Source organism: Clostridium sp. LS3 (genome assembly GCF_055330225.1).
On record NZ_CM143921.1, the window covers coordinates 2,116,999 to 2,142,794 of the forward strand.

A 25,796-nucleotide genomic window follows, 5' to 3' on the forward strand; every position below is an offset into this window, starting at 1 on the left:
ACCATTCCCCCAATTGTATATTATACAAATAATCCTTACTACACATAAATTTACAATTGTTCATATTTAATTCCATGTGATTTTTAGATAAAATTGGAATTTGTAAATAATATTTTAGTATCATAATCCCATTAAGTAACTGCATTTCTCAGCATTAATCTTTTCAAGTGCATATCTAAAAGAAACTCTTGGCATAAAAGAATGTTTTTCCTCTAAATATTCTATTACCGATTTTTCATCAACCTTTGAGAGTGTCTTTAACATCCACCCATACCCTTTACAAACTAAATCATTTTCATCATTTAATAATTTATTAGCAATTTCAAATGGCTGTATACAACTATAATCATTCTTTGATATTGCAGGTATTAATATTACAGCAGAAGCACGTCGTACCCAAAAATCTTCATCTTCAGTCCACTTTAAAACTTCACCAAATATATCCTTATATTGAATAAGAAGTTGTCCAAATGCATGTGTACAAAAATCGTCGCAATCTCCCCATCCACGAACATATTTTTTAAGCCAAGAATAAAATACATCATATGTTTCTATTGTATACTGTTTATGAACCCTATTCGCCCAATCAAATGCTATAACTCCTAATGCCCAACTATGCTGCTCTAACAAAGTTTCACACATTTTTAACACCTCATTAATACTTTTATCTGGAATTATTTTATACAGTTTAGCCGATAGTTTTCTAATATCTCCTGTTTTTATATGTTTACCTTTTGGAACACTGTTATGTAAAATAATAAGTTCCTGATTTGCCGATTCAATAATATCTTCATTCATTATATTCACCCTCTTTAGGTATATATTGACCTGTAATCTCTATCACATTACCATCTGGATCCTCAACCTGAAAATAGTAATACGGCATTACATTATTTACATATTTAACTTCTGTCACCAATTCACTTATATTTAGAGTTATTATCCTTTCTCTCTCTTTTTCTAAGTCTTTAACCCAAAAATTTAATACAAATTTATTTGTATTTTCCGCATCTGCTATAGTAGCAAGATTATCAAATTTCTCAATATATTGCCCCTTATGTATTGTTAATTCTGGATTTTGCTTGTCAAAATAACCATTCATTATAGATATGTTGTTTCCCTCAAATTGAAATTGAGCAAAACGCTCCATATTTTTTGCAGTTACTTTCATCTCCAGCAATTTTTCATAGAAAACTACCGACTTATTAAAATCTCTAACTATTAAATAAATCGAACCTAAATGCATATTATTCCTCCATCATCTATAACTATTATTATTTCAAAGCCATCTTTAAATTCTTATTTTTCAATCTAATCTACATATTGGAATTTACCGTTCATAATGCCTTCAATTGTTAATAGGTTAATTAAGGTTCATATGGATAAGGGAAATCAGGAGACCTCTCCATAAAGAATATATTAACAGGGACATAATAGATAGTAATTACATTACCTCCAAAATGGTCTTCCATTGCAATTACTTTTTGCCCTTTTAATTCTATATAATACGAATCGGTATCAAAACTTCTAATACAACTCGTACTAAGTAGTAATATAAATGCTATAAATGCTATAACGGGATAGCCTAATAACTTTAACCATATATTTCTTTTCTTTATAATTAAATAACATGGAAGTATTATAAATAGTGTAATCATAAAAGCATATCTGTAGTAAATTATTGAAAGACTAAGCCAATGTCTATAAAATAATTTATTTTCTATACATATATAATCTAATAGAAATGTACTACAAAAGATTAAAGTAACTATAATCATTAAATTCACTTTTTTTACCTTCATTTATACTTTCCACCCCTTTTGTAAATTTTAATACAATAATTTACTACTTTTAATAATCTAAGCGTTAAATTCTAATTTATCTCTATCTTTCAATACAATAAGTTAGTTTATCATATTCCACTTCAATTTCTTGCTTGATGGATTTATAGTTCTTTTCCTCTTTGATTTTAGTCATACCGCACTTTTCCATAACTCTGTAAGATGCTCGATTTTTATTAGTGCAAGTTGCCATAATCTTAGTAATGTTTAATTTATGAAATGCATATTTAATAATTTCTCTAACCGCTTCTGTCATATAGCCATTGTTCCAATATGCCTTATTAGAAATCCAACCAATTTCTGCAAATTGTTCCTTTATCATTAACGAAATATTACCAATAACTTTGTTGCTTTCCTTCAATTTAATTGCAAATTCATACCGAGTAACCATATTAGAATTCATAGAAGTAATACATTCATCAATAAACTTTCTGATATTCTCTTTGGTTTTAGGCCAATAAATCATATATTTTCCTGTCTCCTCATCGCATCAGTATTCACGTATATCAGCGTAATCCTGCTCCGTAATTGGGCGAATTATTAACCTATCAGTTATTAACGTATCCACAATAATACACCTTCTTTAATAATTTATCAATCTTACAAATTACCATTTATACGTAAGTTTAATCTATATCAATGTAACTTTCATAATATTATAATAACACATTTTCCATTTATATCTAAATATTCCTTTAAAAGAATTTAATAGTACAAATGGAATATTAATTCACATAGGTATTCACAGAAATAATAAAAGCTATAGCAAACCATAAATTTTATAGTTCACAATAGCTTTATATATTAAAAGGAACTCCTTCTCACATGCGTTCCAAGGAGTAAGTTCGAATAGCTAAATAATAGATTTAGATTCTCACTTAAGTAGTTACCTTATTTGTTTTCTTAGTAACTACTTGAACTGAAACTTTTCTGTTAAGTCTCAAGCTTCTGTTTTTATAAACTTATTTGCTTATATAATCTCTAAATTTCACTTCCCATTCTGAATTAGAAATATATCCTTCACCTTTACTATCTAAATAATCCTTTAATAAATATATCTCTTCCTTCGAAAGTGTTTTAAATAATTCTAATGCTTCGTCATCCCAAAAACATAGAGCTAATACTTCCACTAAATCACTTAAGCTATGAACCTCCTCTTTCACCATTGCAATCTTATCAGAAATAAATCTACAATCTTTTATTTCATTTATTAAATTGCGTAACTTTTCATTGTCCATAGCATCATTATCTATAAAATCAATTTCCTTTAAACCCTCTTTATACTTAAAGCTTAAAAATACATTATCAATATTTCCAGTTGATAATCCAACTTCAATTCTAGGGTAAATATCTATAGCTGTTTTTTTGATATATTCTATCTTTTCATTTTGAGTTATCCCTAAAATATCACATACTCTCTTTGCTGAACTTCTTAGCTTATCTAAAATCTCAGCTTTTGATAAATTTCTAAAAGTCCTTAATAGCATTTCTCTTTGTATTGCTGAAATCTCTAAAGATAATATATCCTCTCCTAAAATATCCAGTCCTACTGCATTTGTTAGTATTGGCTCAAAAATATTAATTAATAGTCCTTTATAATCAAGGCAATAACTATTTAAAATATATATAATTTTATCTTTATTAAAATGTTTACAAAACTCATTTTCGATAATCAAGAATTTTAAGTATTCATTTATATACTCAATTCCCTGTAGTTTTTCTGATACTGGATTAGAAAGTTGATAATCTATAGAACAATCTATCTTATGAGCAAAGAATCTATAATCATACCTTTTAAAGAATTCTCCTATTTCATTTAATGTATCATTATAGGATATGTTTTCGATATTAGGTGAATTTTCTTTAACCTCTCCTAATAACTTCTTTCCCATCTCAATCATAGAATCTATTTTGCTCCAAGAGTCTTTTAATAAGTGGCTTACATCTTCTCCTATCAATACTTCCTTTGGATTATTTAATCCCTGTAATTCTAATCCTATTGAAAAACAAATTGAATTAAGTAACTCTTCAGCTACTTCTATTGGAACTGATGTACTATCACCCATTGTATATCTTTCAGTATGCTTAGATAGTAAATTCCACATTTTTAATTCAATAAGCATTCTATGTTCTTCACTGATATTTTTATCTATTTGCATATTATCTGAAAAGGACAATAAACTTATATTATTTTCTTCCATAATGCCTCCTAAAACTCATGACCATATATATCTTTAGCATCAACTTCATATCCGTATCTTGTATTTCTGCAAAGCTCTTCTAAATTAGTTCCACTTAAATATTCTACAGAGCCTTGGCATTTCCCATCAAAATGTCTTTTCATAAACTCAATAAGTTCATCATCAGATATCTGATCCATAGCTTCGCTTTTAAAGAAATAAAAGGACTCTTGAATCTCCATTAATGTATCTTTATAATTCTGTTGCATTATATAAGGTGAATCACAAAAGGCTTCAACTAGCTTTTTCAAAACACCTTCAGAAAACTCAATTCTTCCTGTATCTTTTAAAGATTTAAAACGATTTTCAACTAGCTCATTAATATCTTCATTAGATAAGGTTAATCCATATTTACTTGTCATTTCATTACAGCTTTTCAGCTCTATTATCGCTTGTTTTTTTTGTATATCTTGAAGTGCTAAACTAATATTTTTATTCATACAAATCACCTCTAAACTCACTGTACCCCTTATTTAACTCTACTTCAAGACTTGAATTTTTGGCAATTTTGTGGTAATATATAATTAGAAAAAAGTAATCTCTAGTTAAAAATTTTAACTAGAGATTTTTATATTATTCTTCTATTCCTTTTAGTGATTTATATATACTACAGAAAATCCCAAATAAAACTCCTACTGCAGGAAAGACTATCCATGAAATCTCCCATCCATTAAAGGCAAAGCCCCATATAAAAAATATAATTGTAGTTAATGGCCAAACTACGCTAGCTACTGCACCTATAACCTTATCTCCCTTTCTTGATTTCTCACTATACTCTCCTTCTTTTAAAAGCTTTTTGTGACTATCATTACATGCACTTACATTAATAAAAAGAAATACTGCCACTGCAACAATTAAAATAAGTACTGAAGTTCCGTATACATAGCCCTCTTCACTTATCATTCCACCTAGGAAAATTGCTATTGGTGATAAAATGCACAGTGCCACCCCTATAATAGTTCCAAAGGTTACCTTTGATTTTAAACTTTCGTATTCAGCTTCAACTGTCATTTTAGCATTACCCTCTAGGTTAAATAATCCCTTTTCAATATACTTATACTTTTCCATTGAATTTCCTGAGAAAATAAATAGTGCTACAGCAATTACTACAAAAACTAAAAGTATACTTACTGGAATAAAGCTTACCTTGTCTTCATTTAACCCCTTAAAGATTATTCCATCCTCAAATAATTGAAAAAATAAAACTAAAAATGATCCCCCAAGCATACAAAGCATAACCCCTATACTCACAAGGAAATTACATCTTTTTGCATCCATTAAAAAACTTCTTGCTCCTTCTAAACTAACCTGCTGAAGCTCACTATCTTTATTTATCTCATTTGTTTCAATTCCAAACTCTTTTATTATTTCATCTATATTGCCAAATTCAGAAATTACAATACCAACGGCTTCATTTTCAGTTTTGCCCTCACTTTTAAGTTCTGAATACTTTTCTTCCATATTCATTAATATATCTTGCTTTAACTTTTTTAACTCTTCTGTCCTTGGTAAAGTTTTAAACATATTCTCTACGTAAATCTTTATTGTTTCCACCTATTACAACTCCTTAACAAATTTATTTATTACATTTTGTGTAAGCTTCCATTCTACACATTTTTCCTTATAAAACTCTCTTCCCTTTTCTGTTATCTTAAAGTAAGTTCTTCTTTTTCCAAAGGTTTCATCCTTAAAGTAAGATTCAACAAATCCATTTTTCTCTAGTCTACTAAAAGCTGAGTAAAGAGTTGTTTCCTTAATAACATATTCTTCGTTAGTTATATTTCTTATATTTTTTGAAATTTCATAACCATAGGAATCTCCCTCTAAAAGAATGCTTAATATTATTGTATCGTTGTATCCTCTGATTATGTCACTACTAATCAAATTATCACCCTCTTAAATTACTACTACGACAGATAAAGTTATTACTTCATCTATCGTAGTAATATAATAACACAATTACTACGACAGGTAAAGTACTTTTTTAAAAATTTTCCAAATTACTTTTTCTAGTATTTACAAAAAATAAAAGGGATCCTTTGATCCCCCTTAATTCCAGTTTTAAATATTATATTTTGACTATACAATTACTTTCCTCTAATTATATATAAAAAAGCCATTACAGTTAATTTTCACCGTAATGGCTTTTATACAAAATTCAATAAATAATAGACCTAAAATACAATGTTAGTTATTAAGGCTTAACCATATTTCCATAACAGCATCTAACTCTTCTATTAAACCTTCTTTCTTTGCGTACAATTTATTAAGCTCATCATAATGTATATTTGAGTCAACCATAGCTAAGTCAACTTCTTCAATCTCTCCTTCAAGAGCTTCTACCTTTTTTTCAACTTTAGCTTTTTCAGCCTCTTTCTTTTTGGCTTCATCAAAATCAGTCTGCTTCTTAGCCTTTTTACCCTTTTTACTTTCATCATTATTATTTAGCTTCTTATCTTTTTCAAATTTCTCTTTTTCATCATTTTCAACCTTTAGCTTAAACTCATCTTTTATTTCTTTATAGTAATCATAATTTCCTGGATAGCTAATGAAACCATTGTTTTCAATAGAGATTACTCTTTCACTTATTTTATTAATAAAATATCTATCATGAGATATGAAAAATATTGTTCCTTTAAAGTCTTCTAAAGCCTCTTCAAAGGTTTCTATTGAATCAATGTCTAGATGATTAGTAGGCTCATCTAGTATCAATAAATTTACATCCTCATATAATAGCATACCAAGCTTTAGTCTTATTCTTTCTCCTCCAGATAAGTACTTTACTTTTTTAAATACACTATTTCCAAAAAACATAAATTTAGATAAATATTCACGGGCTTTTCCTTCTAGTATTGAAATATCTTCTCTAAAGCACTCTAGCACAGTAAGTTTCTCATTATTAAATGTAATTTTCTGTGGCAAATACCCCACCTTTACATTAGAACCTAATTCCACTACCCCTAAATCTTGCTGTTCTTCACCTAAAAGAATTTTAAGAAAAGTAGTTTTACCACTACCATTAGGACCAATTAATGCTGCTCTTTCTCCATAATTAATCAGTAAATCAGCATCATTTAAAATAACCTTATCCTCAAAAGATTTAGAAAGTCCTAAAGCTTTTATTGTCTCATTACCAGCTCTTCCGCTGTCTTTAAAATTAAGCTTCATAGTCTTTCTTTCAAACTTTGGTTTTTCAGTTCTTACATATCCACCTCTAGTTCTATAACTATTATTACTTTCTGTATCACTATTTAACATCTTATCAAGTCTTTTTTCTAGACTTGCAGCTCTTTTAAAGAATTTATTATTATCTGCCCTTATTGCCCAGTCCCTAAGATCTTTTATAGTGTTTTCTATATTCTTAATTTCCTTTTGCTGTTCTCTATATTGATGAAACTGTTCAATCATATTTTCTTCTTTTTGCTTTGCAAAATCAGAGTAATTACCTTTATAAGTCTTACTTTTCATATCCTCAATTTCTATAATATTCGTTACTACATTATCTAAAAAATATCTATCGTGAGATACTATAATTACAATGCCATTGTAGCTTTTAAGATAAGTTTCAAGCCATTCAATTGAGTCCATATCAAGATGATTTGTAGGTTCATCTAGTAGTAATATATCTGGGTTATCAATTAACAGTTTACCAAGGATTACTGTAGTTTTTTCACCACCACTTAATAAATTAAATTCTTTATTTAAAAAGCTTTCACTAAATTTTAATCCAGTACAAATCTTTGATAACTTCTCTTCAGTATTATATCCACCTTTAACTTCATAAACTTCAACTAATTGGCTATACTGTTTTAAAGCTTTTTCTAAAGTTGCTCCTTCTAAAAATTTCATTTCCTTTTCTAATTTACGCATTTTCTTTTCTATACTATAAACTTCTTCAAATGCTAGCTTTAAAACATCAATAACCTTTATACCATCTTCATACTGAGGGATTTGCTCAAGATAAGCACAGGTAGCTTCTTTTGGTTTATTAATAAAACCTTCATCATAACCTGGACTTGTAGCTCCTGGATATCCTACACAATAATCCATTGGTAATATTCCAGCTATCAACTTTAAAATAGTACTCTTTCCACTTCCATTAACTCCAACTATACCAACTTTTTCTCCTGAATATACTTGAAAACTTATATCTTTAAGTACAAGAGTTGCTTCCATATATTTTTTTACATTAATTAACGATAATTCAAACATAAAAATTCCTTCTTTCATCCATTACTTCTTTTAGGCATCTTCAGAAAATAAATAAGTCAGAATGCTCGTCTATTTTGTGTTATACTGCGTCAACAGAACCCTTAGATAGCGATACTATCTGCAGAACCTATTTTCTTGTCTAATCCAAAATATACTTCCCATCTTTGACTTGTTATTTATTTTCAGATGCCTTAATCCTCTAAATGGATAGACAAAGAACATTACTAACCTTTATATTTTATTAACTTAACACCTAAGTGCTCAATTAAGGACTAAAAAATAATTAATCTATCCCAATTACTTTTCCATATATAATTTACGTCCACATAATTCTACAATGGAATACTTATTCTTTTCATATGTCCTTAGTTTTGAAAAATAAAAAACTGTAAGAAGCTCTTATCTTCCTACAGTCTGAAAATCCTTTATTATCCTATAAGTTTCAACAATAAAACTATACTTAAATTAATGGCAATACATAAACATTGCACACTATTAATATAGAAATCTTATTAAACATATATACTATAATTTATAATCTTGAATTTCAGTAAAGTAAGTTACCTTCTAACGCCTTATTCCATAAAGAGTATAACAATTAAACCTAAATAATTAGGCAAATTAAAACTCATTATAAAATACATATTAAATTAAAATAATTTTAAATTATATTTCAATTAATATTAGCAATTAGCTGGTGTCATAACTTACTATCCCCTTTCAACATGTTTTTCTTTATCATACCATATTTTTCATATTATTCAAATAATTTTATATAATTTTTATTAAATAATTAACCTTTAAATGCTTTTTGCATTAATGAATTAAAATTAACCTTTGATTCTTTTAAACTAATCTCTATTTCAAATTTGAATTTGTTTTGTAATAGTTTAAATTATTTATTAAAACAATATTTGTAAACAGTTGTAGCAACTAATAGAATAAATGCAATAGTTAACAATAAATTAGAAAGAAGAGTTATCTCTCTATATGTGTAAAGAATAATCATTTCTAGTATAAAAAAAACTACTGCTAAACCATAACCTGACCTCTCTATTTTCTTTTTATTTAGCATATATATCATCTCCTAGTTAATTTGTTAAATCATTTAGCAAAAGTTAAAGTTAAAATTTAATAATTATCTTAACAAGAATAATATTACTGATAAATTCCTATTCTCCAATCTAATCTACATATTGGAATTTAGTTATTACATTTTATACTCATACTCTGCATTCTAACTGACAGTCACATGGTTCTTTTGCTACATGTTTCTTACTGTATTCCTGTGCTTCTACACATCCCATTGCACGGTAGAATGCCTGGCTCTCTACTGCCGAATGCCCTGAAATATATAGTTTCTGTGCTCCATAATCTTTTGCCCATATTTTTGCACGTTGAAACAATTCTTTCCCGATACCTTTTCCTCGCATGTCTTCTGAAACGTGAATGTTAGATAGATCTAAATACTCTTTGTTTTTACCAAAGAGATTAGCTTCTATCGATATAAAACCTTTTAAGTCTTTATTCAAGAATGCTCCAAGTACCAATCCACCAGTTGCCACCGTGTTTTTTAAAGCGATAATCAGTTCAGCGTATTCTTCTTCCGTCCAGTTATCGATAAAAGCAATTTCTTTGATACACCACTTTCCATCGATTTTTCTCCAACACTTCGTTACCCTTTGATGACGCTCAAAATGAGCAAATAGTTCTCCATTAATGCTTTCTGTCTCTATCTTAATATATTTCATATCAACCTCCAAAGTATAAATAATCTTCTTACAAGCTGTTAGATAAATTGGGATATTTGACGAATTGCTAAGTGTATCATACTTTTTACCAAGCATACTATCTCATATAGCAGTACGTTCACTATATATCGATAGTCAATCCAACCTTAAACTGTTCCAGTTTCTCCCCTAACTGCTCCTTCAAAATCCGGTATGACTTTTCTCCAGTACAATGGCCGGTATATACTTTTTCAATACCAGTGTCTTTTACCCTATTAGCAAAAGCTTTTACTTCCTCATGAGATGCATTGTATAAATGAAAACCTCCAATCATAGCATAAATATGCTTATTAGGAAAAGTGTTTGCCACCTCACGGATAATCAGATCTGCACCTGCATGAGAACAACTATTTAAGATGACCAGTCCCTTTTCTGTCTCCAAAACAATACTCTGTTCGTGAGAAAAATCATCAGGATACCATTTTCTTTCTTTTTTTATATACATCTTATTCTTCTTGCCAATCATAGCCAGATTGGATGTTTTGTGAGGTATTAAGGTAACTCCTGGAATCAGTTCGTAATCTCCATCTACAAATACGATTCTGTCCTTATAAGTTTCCAAGGTGCCTTTGCGTATTCCTATATAGTGACTGAATATCCCAAACTTTAAGTAGCAATTTTCCCCACTGCCTGCACGCAAATAAAATTTTGCTTCTTTGTTTTCATGAAAAAAGCTTTCCATGCCGTTTGCGTGGTCATAATGAGCGTGGGATAACACTCCGTAGTCTATTTTTCTTATATCTACATCAAGTTTCTTCGCATTATCCAAATAAAGCTTAGAACCACCAGTATCCAACAGAATATTTTTGCCCTCATATTCTATAAAAATAGCAAGTCCCCATTCCTGTTTTAGCTGTTCACCTGCTATATTGTCTACTAAAATAATTGCTTTCATGAACTCTACTCCTTATCAATAATGATATAACTCTCTCTAAATTCCTATTTTATCTATTAGTTAAATAAAAAACCAACTCACAATTTAATACAACTCTTAATTAATTAGTTAATCTTATATTAACACCATTCCCAATTTTATTCCAATAAACCTTTTGTTGATAATAAAAAAAGTGGATGAATAATATGCACACCCTTTGCGGAATAAATGATTTTCAGTTACTCTACTTATTTGAATTCTTTCAGCAATTACCATCTTGTCCACCATAAGATTATTTTATAAATCCCTGTTTATCTTTTATTATATAATTTTTACCTTTTATTTTAACTCTATCTAATTTTATTAGTTTCATAGGTTTGATAGTCGCTACAACTATGCTTATGATGAACTTATCTTTATATTTTTCTAACTCTATACAATCAAAACAAAAAGCTAAGGCTATTGCATTTAAACAATAGCCTTCTTTTCTTACATTATTACATATTTTCTTTTTTCTTTTTAAAAATTGAAATACCTATAGCTGAAATAAGTGTTCCAAATAGCCCTACAGCCACCGCTGGTGTTCCTCCTGTATTTGGTAATTTATCACCTTTATTTGGTTTTTCACCATTATTTTTGTTGCCACCGTTATTTTGTCCTTCATTGTAATTGTTGCCGTTATTATTATCTTTTTCTGTTAAACTAGCTAATGCTACCTCAAGGTCTTTTTCTGCTTTAGCTACTTCCTTTTCTGTAGCTTCTTCATTAGCAAATATGTTTCTTGCATTTGCTAATACATTGTCTAAATTCTTTAAGCTCTTTTCAGTATATTTATTTCTATCAATACTATTTGCCTTATCTATTAACTCTTGTAATCTATCCTTATCTGGTTTTAATCTTAACTCTAAGAATGACCTTATTAAATCTTCATAAGTCTTCATTACTTCTGCCTCTAAAGCATTTTCATCAGAAACTATCTTGTTTGCAATTTCCAATTGCTTTTGTAGCTTTTCCCACGTTGCTGAAAGATACTCATCTGCATCTAACCCATTAATTTTATCAATTAATGAAATAAGCGAATCCTTATCACCTTTTTCAAAGGATAACATTTGCATTACTTTACTTAATCTATCAAAGGATATATTTACCTCATCTTGAGTTGCATCATTATTTGCTAATAGAGCTTCTGCTTCTGCTAATGCATCTTTAAACTCCTTAACTACAACTGGAACAACTTTAGAAAGCTCTTCTTCAGTTAATTTATTAGCCTCTTCTACAGCAATTTCTAAATGTTTCTTAAATATATTTACTGGCACTTTTTCTAAGGCTTCAATTGCGGCTTCTAAGACTTCTTTTGCAACATCTACCTCTCCTTGAGTTGCCTCTTCATTAGCTAATACAACATTTGCAGCTTCTAAAGCTTTTTCTAGTACTTCCCATGATAAATCTGTATAATCAGCTTTGTTTAAATTTTTAACTTCTTCTACCACCTCTATTAAACCATCTTTACTTACAATGTCCACTTCGCTTCGGAAAACTTCTATCTCTGCCAGAGATGCAAAATCATTCCAGCTTTCATCAATATATACTTTCAGATAGCGTGCATGAACAGTGTCAAAGTCGATGGTCTGCAATTTCTCATTTAGTGGAAGTTCTTTTTGTCCTATAGTAGTAAAATCTTCATCTTTCATGCCTGTAGTACTATAGGAAAGTGTAAACTTCTGAATCAGTCCATTCGGTCTATCACCACTTCCCTGACGCGGAAGTATGGTAATCTGATTTATATCATAAGAACCTCCTAAATCAAGTATGAACCAGTGAGGCGGCTTAGCGACTTCGTAACTCCATCTACTATGCCAGAAGGTATTGGCATCGCCATCTAAAATAGCAGAGATGTAACCACTCTTAGGCCCTTCTCCCCCGGCTTCTTCACTGGAGAATTTTGGAATAGAAATGCTGCTTTGGGGGATACGCTTCGGATTAACCGGGGTAGAAACCTCGACTCCTTGACTCCATGCACTATAACCGCCCTCATTTTTAGCGCGGACATACACCTTGTATAATGCACCTTCCGGTATTCCTGTTTTCACATACGGGCCCGTTACGTTAGTGACGATTTCCTCGCCGATTTTCAAATCGTAACTTGCTGCTCCCGGAACTTCGTCCCATGAAAATTCAATTTGCGTATTTCCTATAGCTTCTGCCTGAAGGTTCTCAGGAGCTTCTGGAACTTGCGGCTGTTCTCCTGTTCCAGCCATAAACCAGTTGATACGGCAGGATGCAGGTGCACCTTCGCGATATACCAGACAGATTTTCTTTACACCTGTCGGTGAGGTCTCCAGTGACACAACTACATTCTGGAATGCTTCCCGGTCTTCGGTATTTGGAACATCTATCGTTGCCAGAACGTCTCCCTGAGCATCATTTAATCGAACTTCAATCTGACCGCCATCTGCTGTTCCTGATATACGGAAGTTAAACCAGTCAGCTCCGTCTTTGAAGTCTACACGGTTATACGAAACCCAGTTGCCTTCTCTTAGATTGCCAAGTGCTAGATCATAAGCTTCTCCATTTTTGGTCAGATTATCTGCATTTGCATAGTCTGCTGTCCATTCAGTCAGCGGATTGTAATACCGGCTTGGCTCTCCAAGTGAAGTATCATAGCTTTGATTGTCGTATCTCTCAGCCTCGATTTTTTCATTTAACGTATTGTAGTTTCCATGGTCATCCGGCATGTCCATATGGAAGTAATCCAAATCCACATAACCGCCCAACTCTTTTGTGGCATAATTGAATGCACCAAACCCCATTCCTACATAATTGCCTTCATGCATATCATATCGCCCACCCAGTCTAATGAAGTTCTCTCCGTCCAAACTGTAAGAAAATTCGGTGCGATACTCAAAACGCGGCATAGATGCACGGAACCAGATATTTTTGGTATCGACAGGAATAGCCTCGGAAATCTGTTCCGTACCCTTGTCATTAATCATGACTCTCTTGTCCCCGACCTCTGTTGTAACACCAATGTAGTTGTAGTCTCTCTGGATAACCGATAATCCGGCAATATCTCCATCCTTCATGTTGGAAATATCTATCTTAATGGTAGCAGAGCTTTCCGGCCCTACAACTCTCTGACGCAATGTATTCTGAGCTGTAGAGAGGTCGTCCGTTACGGTAGCCGTATGAAGACGCATATATCCAGACCGCTCTGTCAGGCTCCATTTTTCCGGATCCGAGACATGATTCCACTGCCAGTGATTGCCAAGCATCTCACTGACAAATTCATCGGAATCAGCAGGTTTTTCAGGCTCAGTGTGTGCACCGGTATTCGGTTTCTTCATGGTAACCACTGCTTGATCACCATTTTGTCCCTTCACACCCATCATCGGCCACTTCAGGCCATTTTCATCCTCTTCCCAGTAAACAGGCTGAAGTGTCGGAACGCGGCCAAGTTTACCACGGTCTTGGAAGATAACGGACCACCACTCAGAAGAGCCATCTTCCTGTGGTACATCTACAATTCCGCCCTGATGAATGCCATTTTCACCAAAATTCATATAACTGCGCATGATATCCTTTACATCATAAGGTCCATTTAACAGATCTTTTGTCTGGATATCAATGGACTTCTTGGTTGAAGTTCCGCTCCATGTAGGTGTACTGATGATATGGTAAGTATCTCCAATTTTGTATGCGTGAGATCCTTCATTAAAGTAACCACCTTGGTAATTGTAAATCGGAATGTTTTTCTGTTCTTGGTCGATAGCCAGTTCACCTGTTTGCCCATTTACCACATATAGTTTAGTCATAAAAAGACGTCCCTGTCCATGTATAACCCAAATATCACCGTTTTCTTTGCCTGTCACCGGATCTTTGTCAAAGAGCAGCCCCGGATCATATAATCCCTTGATTGCTCCTTCCGGGTTATCCAGACGGTAAGTGTTCCATGGTCCGGATGCTTTGTCGGCAACACACAGGATTGCATATTCTGAATCTACGCCATCTTGCATATTAACCAGAAGATAGAATTTCTTAAGTTTTTCGCTGTAACGAAGACTGGTTGCCCATGGCCCTTTGTCATAAACATTTCTTCCATTTTTCAATGTCAGTCCGTCATCGTTCTTAGCTAGCTTTAAAGCAGCTTCCTCAGATAATGTATAACTTTCGTATTTCCAGTTTACCAGGTCTTTGGAACTCATGATCGGGCATCCCGGGAATAAATGCATACTGGTAGAAGACATGTAATAGGTATCGCCTACTCTGATGATGTCATTATCAGGATAGTCACCCCACATAACGGGATTGCTGAATGTTCCGTCACCGTTATCCGACATCCATGCTTTAAACGGCATTGCTGGAAATAATATGATTACTGCTAAAAGCGCTGACAACCATTTTGTAATGCGTGTTCTCATTTTTTCTTTTTCCTCCTCTTATATTATTGGATACTCTAACATTAAAATGTAATCACATTATGTTATAGCCCTAAAATCATCTTATCATATTCCATTTTCTTCCACAATTTATTCGCAATTTTTTGCTATTTTTTCGCAAGAAACAAATATTCTAATCCTCCAGTTATCATAATCACTACCATACTGATAATTAAATAGTTCATTTCAAATGTAGATTTCACAACCAGACTTTCCGCATTATAGTAACTAAATGAGGAGAGATATTTCAAAAATGGCTCTATTACAAAATCATTTATCTTAAATATCTGCATAAATATGAAATTTGAACAACTGAACAGTAAATTTAATATATTTCATATCAACCTCCAAAATAAAAATAATCTTCTTACAAGCTGTTCCCTAAATTGGAATTTACCGCACAGAATACTATTCACAATACCTTTTAAACAACGTTACTTTTTTGCTAACAAACAACTTTAAAATAGATATTGCAATTACATAACCAATATATGAACCCATTAAAATTACATCATCAATATCTGCATAGCGATCTGAAAAGAGTATGTAGTTTCTATTGATATACTACAAAAGAATGAAAAACCACTTGTTTATTAGATAATAAAAAACCTTCCATAAATACATATATTCAATTTATGGAAGGTTGATTTTCTTAGAGTTAATTAACATTTTGAAATGTTAATTATTCTATCTGCTTGATTTGCTAAATTTTCACTATGAGTAACCATAATTACAGTCTTTCTATACTGTTTGCTTAAATCCTTAATTAGGTTAAATGCTATTTCAGCTGCAGCAGAATCTAAAGATCCAGTTGGCTCATCTGCAAGAATTATATCACCTGGCTTCAGTATTGTTCTTGCCAGTGCCACTCTTTGTTGTTCACCTCCTGAGAGAGTATTAACCTTTTCATCTTTAAATTTTTCTAAATGAACCTTTTCTAATATTTCCTCTATTCTTTTATCCTTTTCCTTGGTAGTAATATTAGAGAAATTCATTGCCAGAAAAAGGTTCTGATATATTGTCATATCATTAATTAACGCAAATGATTGAAATAAGTAATTAATTGTATTTCGCCTTAACATTGTAGCTCCGTTGCTTTCTATTTTAGGAATTTCTTTTCCTTTTAGCTTAATCTGACCTGCATCCCTTGATTCTAAAAGGCCTATCATATTTAGGAGAGTTGATTTTCCACAACCACTTGGTCCAACAATTGAAATAAACTCCCCGTCTTCAACGGACAAATTTAGATTTTTAAATATATATCTTTTCCCAAATTTCTTTGTAACATTTAATACTTCTATTGCTTTTGCCATAATTCTACTCTCCTTTAAACGCCATACGTATGTTTTCAATTTCACATTTAGTCATATACCTTAAAAAAATAAGTATCTGAATAACTGCCACGATAAGCATTAACAGAAACCCAAACTTAGAATGCATAATAAGCATAATAATCAACTCAATACATATAACAGAAATAAGCATAATAATTGGCATGCGATATAAATTAATAAATCCATAGCCTAAAAATTTCTTAACATTAATTTTTTCCTGATTTGCAATTCTAAAAACTGTTGCAAGAGCAATTAATATCCCTAGAAGGATAAGCGTTAATATTAAAAATACCACTCCAAACCATGCAATTGTAGTCATTAAATCTTTCTGTAGTCCATCGATGTATTTTCCTGTATTTACAAATTCAGGATTATTGTCATCCAATTTATATTTTTCAAGTATATCATTATCAAGATATTTTTCTGCTACTGCTTTATTCACAAATTTTATATAACCATTAAAGCCGTTTGCTCTAAGACTCTCTGATTCAAAATAGGTCATATTTTCCGGTGTACATATATAAATAACCGGATTAATACATGTATTTTCATATGTTGACTTCGTATTCCATGTAAACATGTTATCTTCAGGAGTATATTCTATAAATTTTACATTCTTTTCTTTATTAAATACAGTACTGATATCTCCTTCATGTGGCATTTTTGTTGATGATTCTGTGAGCCAGTTTTTCATCTTAACTTTCTCATTTTCTGAATAAGATTCTGGTATCAGGTAAACTCTTGTTCCTGATTTTGCCTCATTTAGAATACTACTATCAACATTCAAATTCAGAGATTTTATATAATTTGGCGAATATAAAAAATACCAAAATGGGTTTTCAGGACTATCTTCATATACATTATTTTGTTTCCATCCATCTAACTGTTCATTATCGTGATACTTTGTATTTATTAGATATACTCCATTATCATCATACATACCTTTGTACCAGTCATAAAAACTTTGATCAAGCTCTTTTGAATTTCCACTAATGGAACTTTGATCATTCCCAATCGAAATATTTTTTAAAATCTGAAACTCCGATACACTACTCCACATTTGTGAAAGTCTTGCATTTTCTGATATGGTCTTCATAGGACCGTCTACATAAAGACCACAAAACACAATTCCCGCACTTACTCCAATATACGCCAGTATCCCAAAAATATACAATGTATTTTTGGGTATTCTGCCCTTAATTGCATTCAGTGGGCTAATTGATAGCTGAATTATAGCTGAAATTGCGACTTCTAATATTACCAATATAAGGTTTATAACTGCACATACTATGAAATAACTAATAAATAAACCTGTCATTTTGCTCCAACCAGAAAGCAAAATTCCTATAATGATTTGAATTGGAATATTTAGCAGTGCATAACCAATAAATATTCCTAAGGTTTCAGTACAATATGCGGTTCTTGACCATCCTAAAAGTGCCAATTTACCACTTTTACTTATGTTTCGTATAGTTATAATCATAAAATACACAGTATTTAAAATTACCTGAGCAAAAATAAATACAAGTATTATTGTTTTTGCAAAACTATCATCTGAAAAAAAACCTTTCTTCTCATTGAGTAGATCATCAGCTGGCACATTACACGCTAAAGCCAATCCCTGTATAAAAGCATTTTTATCACTATCATTTAATCCAAGGACAACGTAGTCTCCGTTGATAGTACCACTTTCTTCTATTAAATAGTTCAACTTTTTAAAAACCGTTTTTTGCCCAAATCTAAATGAAGGAATTTCACCAACACTGTAAACACTACCTTTATCTATACCAAGGGTACTTTCATCCACTTCTGATAAAAGGAGTTTATTAAGCATATCTTTCTCAATAACTTTTTTACCATAAAATTCAAATGAAACCTCGTTGTTTTCAACATCACCATATATGCCAAAAGTATAGCCTGAAAAATAGCCTTCATTATTTAACGCTGAATCTTTTCTAGCTATAAAGAGATTTTTTTCAAGTGCCTCATTATGTAGAAATTCTTCAATATTGCCTTTATGATCCTCAGAGATATTTTGAAGATACACATCGAGTGCATAATCTGTTTTCAAATATTTATTCCACTGATTTTGATACTTGCTATTTAGCATAAAAATAGCAAGTAAGGCAAGTAAAATGCCCTGCATTACTATTAATATAGCTCCAAGATAGCGAGCAGTACCAATAAAAGATACTTTCTTCATTATCTTCATATCAAATTGTCTCCTTTCCATATCATCAATATTCTAATTTTCAAAACACCATAAGAATTTATTTGTCAGTGATATTAATAAAAAAATTAAAAGATAACAAATATTCTTTCACTCATTATAACCACCTTTCACTTCATATCTTATAGTAAACAGAAAACTCGTATTTTCATCTACTTTGATTTTTCATCTTCTATAATTATTATAAATGGATTGGTGAAAATAAAACACTTACAGTTAGTGTAAGATTAGTAAGGTGATATTTAAATGCTTTAAGTGATACTCTATTTATGTAATAAATGTTGACTATATTTCACAAAGAAAAATGGAAACCCTATAGGTTTCCAACAATAAGTTCTTACCACTATTATATTAAATTATTCACTTTATCTCGACGAAATTCCTATTTATCTATTAGTTAAATATAAACCACTGAATAATTTAATATAGATAAATGTTACTTTCTTAATATTATAAAAGATAGGCTGTGTATAGCTTTAGTTATCCCCAAGCCAATAAGTACCAAACAACATTATATTTTTAAAATTCAAATGGCTAATTTATCGAAGAGTGCATCTTTAAATAGCTGATTCCCTTTTGAGGTGCAAAATTTGAATTTAGTTATATCTTAAAACACATTAAATTTGTTCATTATCTAATTTATATTTTCTATTTCCATTAATAATTCATAGGTACTAAATTTTCTATTTCCTAGTATAGTTACCTCAATTTCTTTATTAGGATATACTGTTGACTCAAAGCTAACACCAGGGTCTCCACCAGTTATAAAATATTTATAAATACCATCATCTCTTTTTACTATATAAATACCATAACCATAGTATACGTCGTAATGAACATATACTTGTGGGGTCAATAATTCATTAGTAATATCCTTATTTAATAATTTATAATTTAATAATCCATCCCATAGCTTACTTATATCGTTAGCTGTTACAAAAACTCCACCATCTCCTCCTCCAATTATTGGGATTGAAAATATATTAGTTTTTAACGTACCATCACTATTTTCTTCGTATCCATAAGCACAGTTTTTAGGTAACATGTCCATACTAAAATAACCACTTGAATTCATTTCTAAAATATCAAAGATGTGTTCTTTTACAAAGTCAATAAATCTCATTCCACTTACTTTTTCAACTATATAGGCTAGAATTACATATCCTCCGTTATTATATTGGTACTTTTCACCTGGCTTGAAAATACTTTTTTGCATTATCATAGACGGAAGAAAATCTTTTGGTTCTTTCAGCATATACATAGGAATAGTTATTTCAGTAAAATCTTCATAAAAATAATCTGGTAACCCTGAGGTGTGCGTTAATAAATGCTTTACTGTTACATTTTCATCAAAATTATCACAATCTATATACTCTTTTAATAATGAATCAAACTTAAGTTTTCCTTGTTCAACTAACTTACATATAGAAATTGCAGTTAACAACTTAGCACCTGAAGCTATTCCGAACCTTGTGTTAATATTATTTATCCTATCATTTGAAATATCAGCAAAGCCATAAGCCTTTTCAAACAATACCTCTTCAGCTCTATTTATTCTTATGACACCTGAAAATTCTTTCATATTGTTAATTTTATCTTCTATTAATTTTATATTTAAATTTTTATTCATATAATTCTCCCCTTTTTAATCTTCTATAATCTCCAATGCTTTTGGATAACCATCTATTACTTTTCCAAAGCTACACTAATCTTAAAATTACAAAAATCATTCTAAATAAGAACGGCTGTTTTTTTCATAATATACCTCCAATAAAAAAAATCATTTGCTGCCAAATGATTTTTAGACGTACATAAAATAAACGCACTTATTTTTATATAACTAAGCACATCCATGATATATAATCTAACTTTGGCAACACAATAAAACGTACCCTCAGTACGCCTAAAAACTATGTCATTCCAAAATAGATTACTTAATCATTTCAGCACCTCTCTCATATTTAATATAAATATTATACCATAAAATCCATATTATACCTAGACAATTATATAGTACTGTTTGAGTCAAGTAAAAGTGGTAATTTGAAATTCTAAAAGCTATGTTTTTCTTCATATTTAAACAGTAGATATTTTTCCAAGCTAATAAAAGCCTTAAATCCAGTAAAATCAATAGTTTGCAAAGGAGCTAACGTTTAGTTAAATCCCTTGTAGAGAGAAAAATTATTATTAAATAATTAACATTTAAATGCTTTTTGCATTAATGAATTAAAAATACTCTCTGATTCTTTTAGACTAATCCCCATTTCAAATTTGAATTTGTCGCTTGCAATATATTAAAATTGCTCATCATATCTTTTTATTATGTCTAATCAAATCTTATAATTTCTTTTTTATATACATTCATTGAACCAAAAACATAAATTATTTCTATAGAGTTAATATCTAACCACTTTAATTCATAATCATTACATGAAAAAGGTTTGTAACCGTTATTAGTATCTATTTGTTGTTTCAAATCCTTTATAAATACGAAACCCTTTCTTTCGTAAAAGTTGCTCCACCCACTCATAAAAAAAGAATCTTCTTCTACAACTAATGTATGGGACTTATCAGGTGATTTAAAATAAAAGTAACTTTTAGAACTGTTTAATAGTAGATTTATAAATAGAAGTAATACTATACATATCACTGCTAAAAAATTTATTACATACTTTAATATTTTTTTTGTATTATAATTTAAAATTAACTTAACAATAGTTATAATGATTGAAATATTTACTAATAAATTAATAATCCATTGATTAACTCCGAAAACCATTATATATAAATCGAATTGTTTATTAAGTATAAATATGAATATTCTAAACAATATAAATGCTACTAATGCAATTTTTAACTTTTTATTATTTATACATATCTTAATTAAAATTTTACCTCACAGTTAACCTAAGATTAAATTGATAACAATTGTCTTTTATTATTACTACGTTACCTTTAATACTTTAATACAATTGCTCAACACTTTAATTAAGTGTCAAATTCCTATTTTATCTATTAGCTAAATATAAACTACTGCATAATTTAATATAGATTTCATAATATTATAATAACCTACCTATTCACAATGTAATTTACAATAAAACTCCTCAAAAAATTGGAATTTATATATTTCGGTTATCTTCAAACTGATCACAATAAAAATCAAAACTAATCAAAAAACTTCCCCTTATAAAAATTCTCATTGTCAAGTTTCTTTGCCGTCATCCTGAACATGACGCAGCCATCTGGGCATACAATATCCTTGCTATATTTACCATTGCCACCAATGTTCTCTAAATCTCCGCCACTTCTGACCGACTCCATGATTGGGAACATAATCATCATAACCTTGGAACAAATACCCTGTCCATCCGAATTTATGGGACAGCCATAGGTGCAGGTATACTTATCCCCCACTTCCTCGCCGTTTCGGCAGTACCGCTCTGTATGGTCACTGCGAAGAAACCCAGTTACCTCAATTTCAAATTTGTACTCCTCATCATACCATTTTTTCATGATTAACCTCCAAATTCTAATTTGTACACTAGATTATCGATAAATTCCTAAATTCCAATCTAATCTACATATTGAAATTTAGTCATTACATTTTATACTCATACTCTACATTCCAACTGACAGTCACATGGTTCTTTTGCTACGTGTTTTGTACTATATTCCTGTGCCTCCACACATTCCATTGCACGGTAGAATGCTTGGCTCTCTACTGCCGAATGCCCTGAAATATATAGTTTCTGTGCTCCATACTCTTTTGCCCATATTTTTGCCTGTTGAAACAATTCTTTCCCGATACCTTTTCCTCGCATGTCTTCTGAAACGTGAATATTAGATAAATCCAAATACTCTTTGTTTTTACCAAAGATTTTAGGTTCTATAGATACAAAGCCTTTTAAGTCTTTATTTAAGAATGCTCCAAGTACCAATCCACCAGTTGCCACAGTGTTTTTTAAAGTGATAAACAGTTCAGAGTATTCTTCTTCCGTCCAGTCATCGATAAAAGCAACTTCTTTGATACACCACTTTCCATCGACTTTTCTCCAACACTTTGTTACCCTTTGATGACGCTGAAAGTGAGCAAATAGTTCTCGATTAATGCTTTCTGTCTCTATTTTAATATATTTCATATCAATCTCCAAAGTATAAATAATCTTCTTACAAGCTGTTCGATAAATTTCTATTTATATAAGTAGTTTATAAAAAATTAATGCGCATTGATATTTAGCTATGTGGCTAAGGTTTAAGATTGGCATCTATTTTTTTATAAAACTTTTTCTTTAAAAAATATTCTACGCTTATAAATACAGCAACTACTATTGCAAATTCAACTTCTAACATAATAACACTTACATTACTCATATCAGAAAAAGTATTAGCATTAATAATATTAGATTTATTTACTATTAATACTATTATAGTAATCACTAATGTGCATATCCCCGAAATACTCCATATTAAACTACATTTTTTATTAGCAGAAGCAAGTAAATTTGTATTCTTATAAAAATCATTTTTACCATCATCGCCAGCCCCACTAAATATCATTACTATAGGCATAAATAAATCTAATATTTTATTAATCTTTTTATATAGACTATATTTATATAATAAACCTATACTAACCATTAGTAATGGAACAGTAATGTTACAAATTAAAATAAATGTCTTCATAAAACAACCTCCATATTTTATAGTAATTTTATAAGCTCTAATATTTGTTAAAGCTAATTTGCACTAAAATTAAAATGAATTGGGGAATATTACATCATTACTAAATTGAAATTTATTTAGTTTGCATCATGCTCATTTTTTAGATACTATTTTTTACTATGAGTACCCATGCAATTCTTCATATCAAACAATAATTCTATAAAGCTCTTGTAATATGGTATAAAATATCCTGCATCAATCATATTGATAATTTCATTTTTATCAGCCCACATAACCTTTTGAACTTCTTCATGTTGTAGTTTCAAGTCATTAATATCAATATCATGTTTCACTAGATAAAAATCATCAAAACCATATTCAAAATTAATTGTTAATGAAGGACGTTTATCTTTAAGATTCAACTTATATCCTATTTCTTCAAGGACCTCTCGTTCAGCTGCTGATTGGCTACAATCACCAGATACAGCACTACCACCAACAGTAATGTCCCACAAATTTGACCACCCTTCTTTGAAAGGTTGCCTTTGCTGAATTAACATCTTTCCATCTGAATTAAAAATGCAAACATGAACTACCATATGATAAGCATTTTCTTTAAATTTACTTCCTCTTATCATTGTTTCACCGGTTTTGATTCTATTCTTGTCATAAATATCCCAAATCTCCATTTTTCACCTCACCAAATATAAGTAATTTTTGCTTACCTTATAATTATAAATTTCTATTTTCCAATCTAATCTACATATTGGAATTTGTGCTACAAGATATGCCATTTACTTTTATTATCTTTCGGAATTATTAAAATAGCTTCCCAGTTGTTCTTTACCAGACATAATGTGAGCAAAATCAATACTGTTCAAGTCAATATCATCTACTTTAAATATATAGCCTCCTCTACAACAAAATCCTATAAAAAATACCTTATCACATTTCTTGCATCTGTAATAATGGCTCATCGTATATCGATCCTCTTTTTCACAATGTAACGCTACATCCTTAATATAACTATCTCCTGCATAAAGCTCAATTATCTCCTGTTTTTCCAAATCATTGAGCCTATTAATATTCGCAATATAATCACCATGGCTCTCGCCATTAATCATATTCTCAACTACCATGCATTGGCATACAACCTTTTTAGTGGATTCTGAGTTCTTCATTCCTTCTTTTGCTAGTTTATTAAATAATCTCATAATATTCATCTCCCAATTATAAATGACCTGTTTATTATTAATATATATAAATTCAGATTGCTTTTTTAACATTCAACCCCACCCTAAATTGGAATTTGTTAACCTTCAAAGCTATATGAGAATGGAATTAAATCCTTTGCTAATACCTTTCGTAATCCATCATTTGTTTGTATTATCACTTCACATTCAGGGCAGTAATCTGATAACATTTGCCTACAATTTCCACATGGAGATAATATTTCATCTCCATTTTCACCTCTAACCGCAACAATGCATTCAAATTGTTTTTCTCCATTTGTAACAGCGGTTCCTATTGCAACTTGTTCTCCGCAAACTCCATGCAAAGAAAAAACGTTCATGCCAACATATATCTTACCACTACCACATTTGACCGCTGCAGCAACAGTATGATTGTAATTTTTTTTATCATAATTTTTCTTTATTATCTCAACTGCTTTTTCAATAAGCTCAATATCTTTAGAATCTAATTTTTTCAAATCTACCCCTCCAAATTCCTATTTCCCCACCTACTCTACATATTTAAAATTTAGCTTTTATAAATATCAATATTCCTGAAATAATGTTTTTTATCAATGATAACTTTATATCCATCACTTAATACTTTATACGTTCCTGCATCTAACGGACTTTCTATCCATGATGGATCTACAATACCAAATTCAATTTCTCTGCCTTCCTTATACCATACTCTAATTGAAGTACACTTTCCATAATATTCAGTTTGTTTTTTATCAATATTTCCAAATATTTTCGTAAAATCTTGATTTTTAACCATAGTTTCTTTGTTTGATGTAATTATACAAAGGTCTATATCAGAAGTGCTCTTATTTGTTCCACGTGCATAAGAACCTACTACAATTACACTTTCTATATGTAAATCTCCTTTTGCCCATTCTTCAACATCTTTAAAAAAATTTTCTATCATAATCATATATCCTC

23 protein-coding genes and 1 pseudogene are annotated in these 25,796 nt (G+C 30.4%); all 24 read right to left on the minus strand.

Annotation, left to right across the window (positions count from 1 at the left end):
* Positions 1-120: 120 nt before the first annotated feature.
* Entirely contained in the window at positions 121-798 is a 678-nt protein-coding gene (locus ACZJV1_RS09810) for a DNA alkylation repair protein (protein ID WP_463650012.1), read from the minus strand.
* Positions 791-1,246 carry a VOC family protein gene (locus tag ACZJV1_RS09815; protein ID WP_322389758.1) on the minus strand — a complete coding sequence of 152 codons (456 nt, stop codon included), beginning with the start codon at positions 1,244-1,246 and terminating at the stop codon, positions 791-793. The genes ACZJV1_RS09810 and ACZJV1_RS09815 overlap by 8 nt, the downstream gene beginning before the upstream one ends.
* A gap of 121 nt (positions 1,247-1,367) precedes the next feature.
* Positions 1,368-1,802: a hypothetical protein gene (locus tag ACZJV1_RS09820; RefSeq protein ID WP_463650013.1), complete on the minus strand. Its 435-nt coding sequence runs from the start codon at positions 1,800-1,802 to the stop codon at positions 1,368-1,370.
* Positions 1,803-1,884: 82 nt separating this feature from the next.
* A pseudogene (locus ACZJV1_RS09825) lies at positions 1,885-2,316 on the minus strand (GNAT family N-acetyltransferase); the annotation flags it as partial.
* 487 nt (positions 2,317-2,803) lie between these two features.
* The gene (locus tag ACZJV1_RS09830) at positions 2,804-4,042 is read right to left on the minus strand and encodes a DUF6179 domain-containing protein (protein ID WP_463650014.1); all 1,239 of its coding nucleotides are present in this window, start codon (positions 4,040-4,042) and stop codon (positions 2,804-2,806) included.
* Positions 4,043-4,050: 8 nt separating this feature from the next.
* Positions 4,051-4,521 carry a DUF6323 family protein gene (locus ACZJV1_RS09835; RefSeq protein ID WP_463650015.1) on the minus strand — a complete coding sequence of 157 codons (471 nt, stop codon included), beginning with the start codon at positions 4,519-4,521 and terminating at the stop codon, positions 4,051-4,053.
* A gap of 133 nt (positions 4,522-4,654) precedes the next feature.
* Entirely contained in the window at positions 4,655-5,635 is a 981-nt protein-coding gene (locus ACZJV1_RS09840) for a permease prefix domain 1-containing protein (RefSeq protein WP_463650016.1), read from the minus strand.
* A 3-nt stretch (positions 5,636-5,638) separates the two neighbouring features.
* The gene (locus tag ACZJV1_RS09845) at positions 5,639-5,965 is read right to left on the minus strand and encodes a PadR family transcriptional regulator (RefSeq protein ID WP_460287192.1); all 327 of its coding nucleotides are present in this window, start codon (positions 5,963-5,965) and stop codon (positions 5,639-5,641) included.
* Between the two features lie 303 nt (positions 5,966-6,268).
* Positions 6,269-8,293 (minus strand): ribosomal protection-like ABC-F family protein, encoded by a 2,025-nt coding sequence (gene abc-f / locus ACZJV1_RS09850; RefSeq protein WP_463650017.1) that lies wholly within the window; start codon positions 8,291-8,293, stop codon positions 6,269-6,271.
* 895 nt (positions 8,294-9,188) lie between these two features.
* Positions 9,189-9,368 (minus strand): hypothetical protein, encoded by a 180-nt coding sequence (locus tag ACZJV1_RS09855; RefSeq protein WP_411167798.1) that lies wholly within the window; start codon positions 9,366-9,368, stop codon positions 9,189-9,191.
* Between the two features lie 148 nt (positions 9,369-9,516).
* The gene (locus tag ACZJV1_RS09860) at positions 9,517-10,044 is read right to left on the minus strand and encodes a GNAT family N-acetyltransferase (RefSeq protein WP_463650018.1); all 528 of its coding nucleotides are present in this window, start codon (positions 10,042-10,044) and stop codon (positions 9,517-9,519) included.
* Positions 10,045-10,165: 121 nt separating this feature from the next.
* Complete coding sequence (locus tag ACZJV1_RS09865) at positions 10,166-10,978, minus strand: MBL fold metallo-hydrolase (protein ID WP_463650019.1); 813 nt, start codon at positions 10,976-10,978, stop codon at positions 10,166-10,168.
* Positions 10,979-11,454: 476 nt separating this feature from the next.
* Positions 11,455-15,375, minus strand: a complete 3,921-nt coding sequence (locus ACZJV1_RS09870) for a beta-xylosidase family glycoside hydrolase (protein ID WP_463650020.1) — start codon at positions 15,373-15,375, stop codon at positions 11,455-11,457.
* Between the two features lie 680 nt (positions 15,376-16,055).
* Complete coding sequence (locus ACZJV1_RS09875) at positions 16,056-16,706, minus strand: ABC transporter ATP-binding protein (protein ID WP_411167802.1); 651 nt, start codon at positions 16,704-16,706, stop codon at positions 16,056-16,058.
* Between the two features lie 4 nt (positions 16,707-16,710).
* Positions 16,711-18,939, minus strand: a complete 2,229-nt coding sequence (locus ACZJV1_RS09880) for a hypothetical protein (RefSeq protein WP_463650021.1) — start codon at positions 18,937-18,939, stop codon at positions 16,711-16,713.
* 652 nt (positions 18,940-19,591) lie between these two features.
* Positions 19,592-20,587 carry a serine hydrolase domain-containing protein gene (locus ACZJV1_RS09885; protein WP_463650022.1) on the minus strand — a complete coding sequence of 332 codons (996 nt, stop codon included), beginning with the start codon at positions 20,585-20,587 and terminating at the stop codon, positions 19,592-19,594.
* Between the two features lie 696 nt (positions 20,588-21,283).
* Positions 21,284-21,487 (minus strand): hypothetical protein, encoded by a 204-nt coding sequence (locus ACZJV1_RS09890; RefSeq protein ID WP_463650023.1) that lies wholly within the window; start codon positions 21,485-21,487, stop codon positions 21,284-21,286.
* 638 nt (positions 21,488-22,125) lie between these two features.
* Positions 22,126-22,473: a TIGR04076 family protein gene (locus tag ACZJV1_RS09895; RefSeq protein ID WP_463650024.1), complete on the minus strand. Its 348-nt coding sequence runs from the start codon at positions 22,471-22,473 to the stop codon at positions 22,126-22,128.
* A 98-nt stretch (positions 22,474-22,571) separates the two neighbouring features.
* Positions 22,572-23,099 (minus strand): GNAT family N-acetyltransferase, encoded by a 528-nt coding sequence (locus tag ACZJV1_RS09900; RefSeq protein ID WP_463650025.1) that lies wholly within the window; start codon positions 23,097-23,099, stop codon positions 22,572-22,574.
* A gap of 106 nt (positions 23,100-23,205) precedes the next feature.
* Positions 23,206-23,643, minus strand: coding sequence for a hypothetical protein (locus tag ACZJV1_RS09905; RefSeq protein WP_463650026.1), 438 nt, complete (start codon positions 23,641-23,643; stop codon positions 23,206-23,208).
* Between the two features lie 146 nt (positions 23,644-23,789).
* Positions 23,790-24,311, minus strand: a complete 522-nt coding sequence (locus ACZJV1_RS09910) for an NUDIX hydrolase (protein WP_463650027.1) — start codon at positions 24,309-24,311, stop codon at positions 23,790-23,792.
* A 114-nt stretch (positions 24,312-24,425) separates the two neighbouring features.
* Positions 24,426-24,908 carry a hypothetical protein gene (locus ACZJV1_RS09915; RefSeq protein WP_463650028.1) on the minus strand — a complete coding sequence of 161 codons (483 nt, stop codon included), beginning with the start codon at positions 24,906-24,908 and terminating at the stop codon, positions 24,426-24,428.
* Between the two features lie 26 nt (positions 24,909-24,934).
* Positions 24,935-25,333: a cytidine/deoxycytidylate deaminase family protein gene (locus ACZJV1_RS09920; protein WP_463650029.1), complete on the minus strand. Its 399-nt coding sequence runs from the start codon at positions 25,331-25,333 to the stop codon at positions 24,935-24,937.
* 50 nt (positions 25,334-25,383) lie between these two features.
* Entirely contained in the window at positions 25,384-25,782 is a 399-nt protein-coding gene (locus ACZJV1_RS09925) for a nucleotidyltransferase domain-containing protein (protein WP_463650030.1), read from the minus strand.
* Positions 25,783-25,796 lie beyond the last annotated feature (14 nt).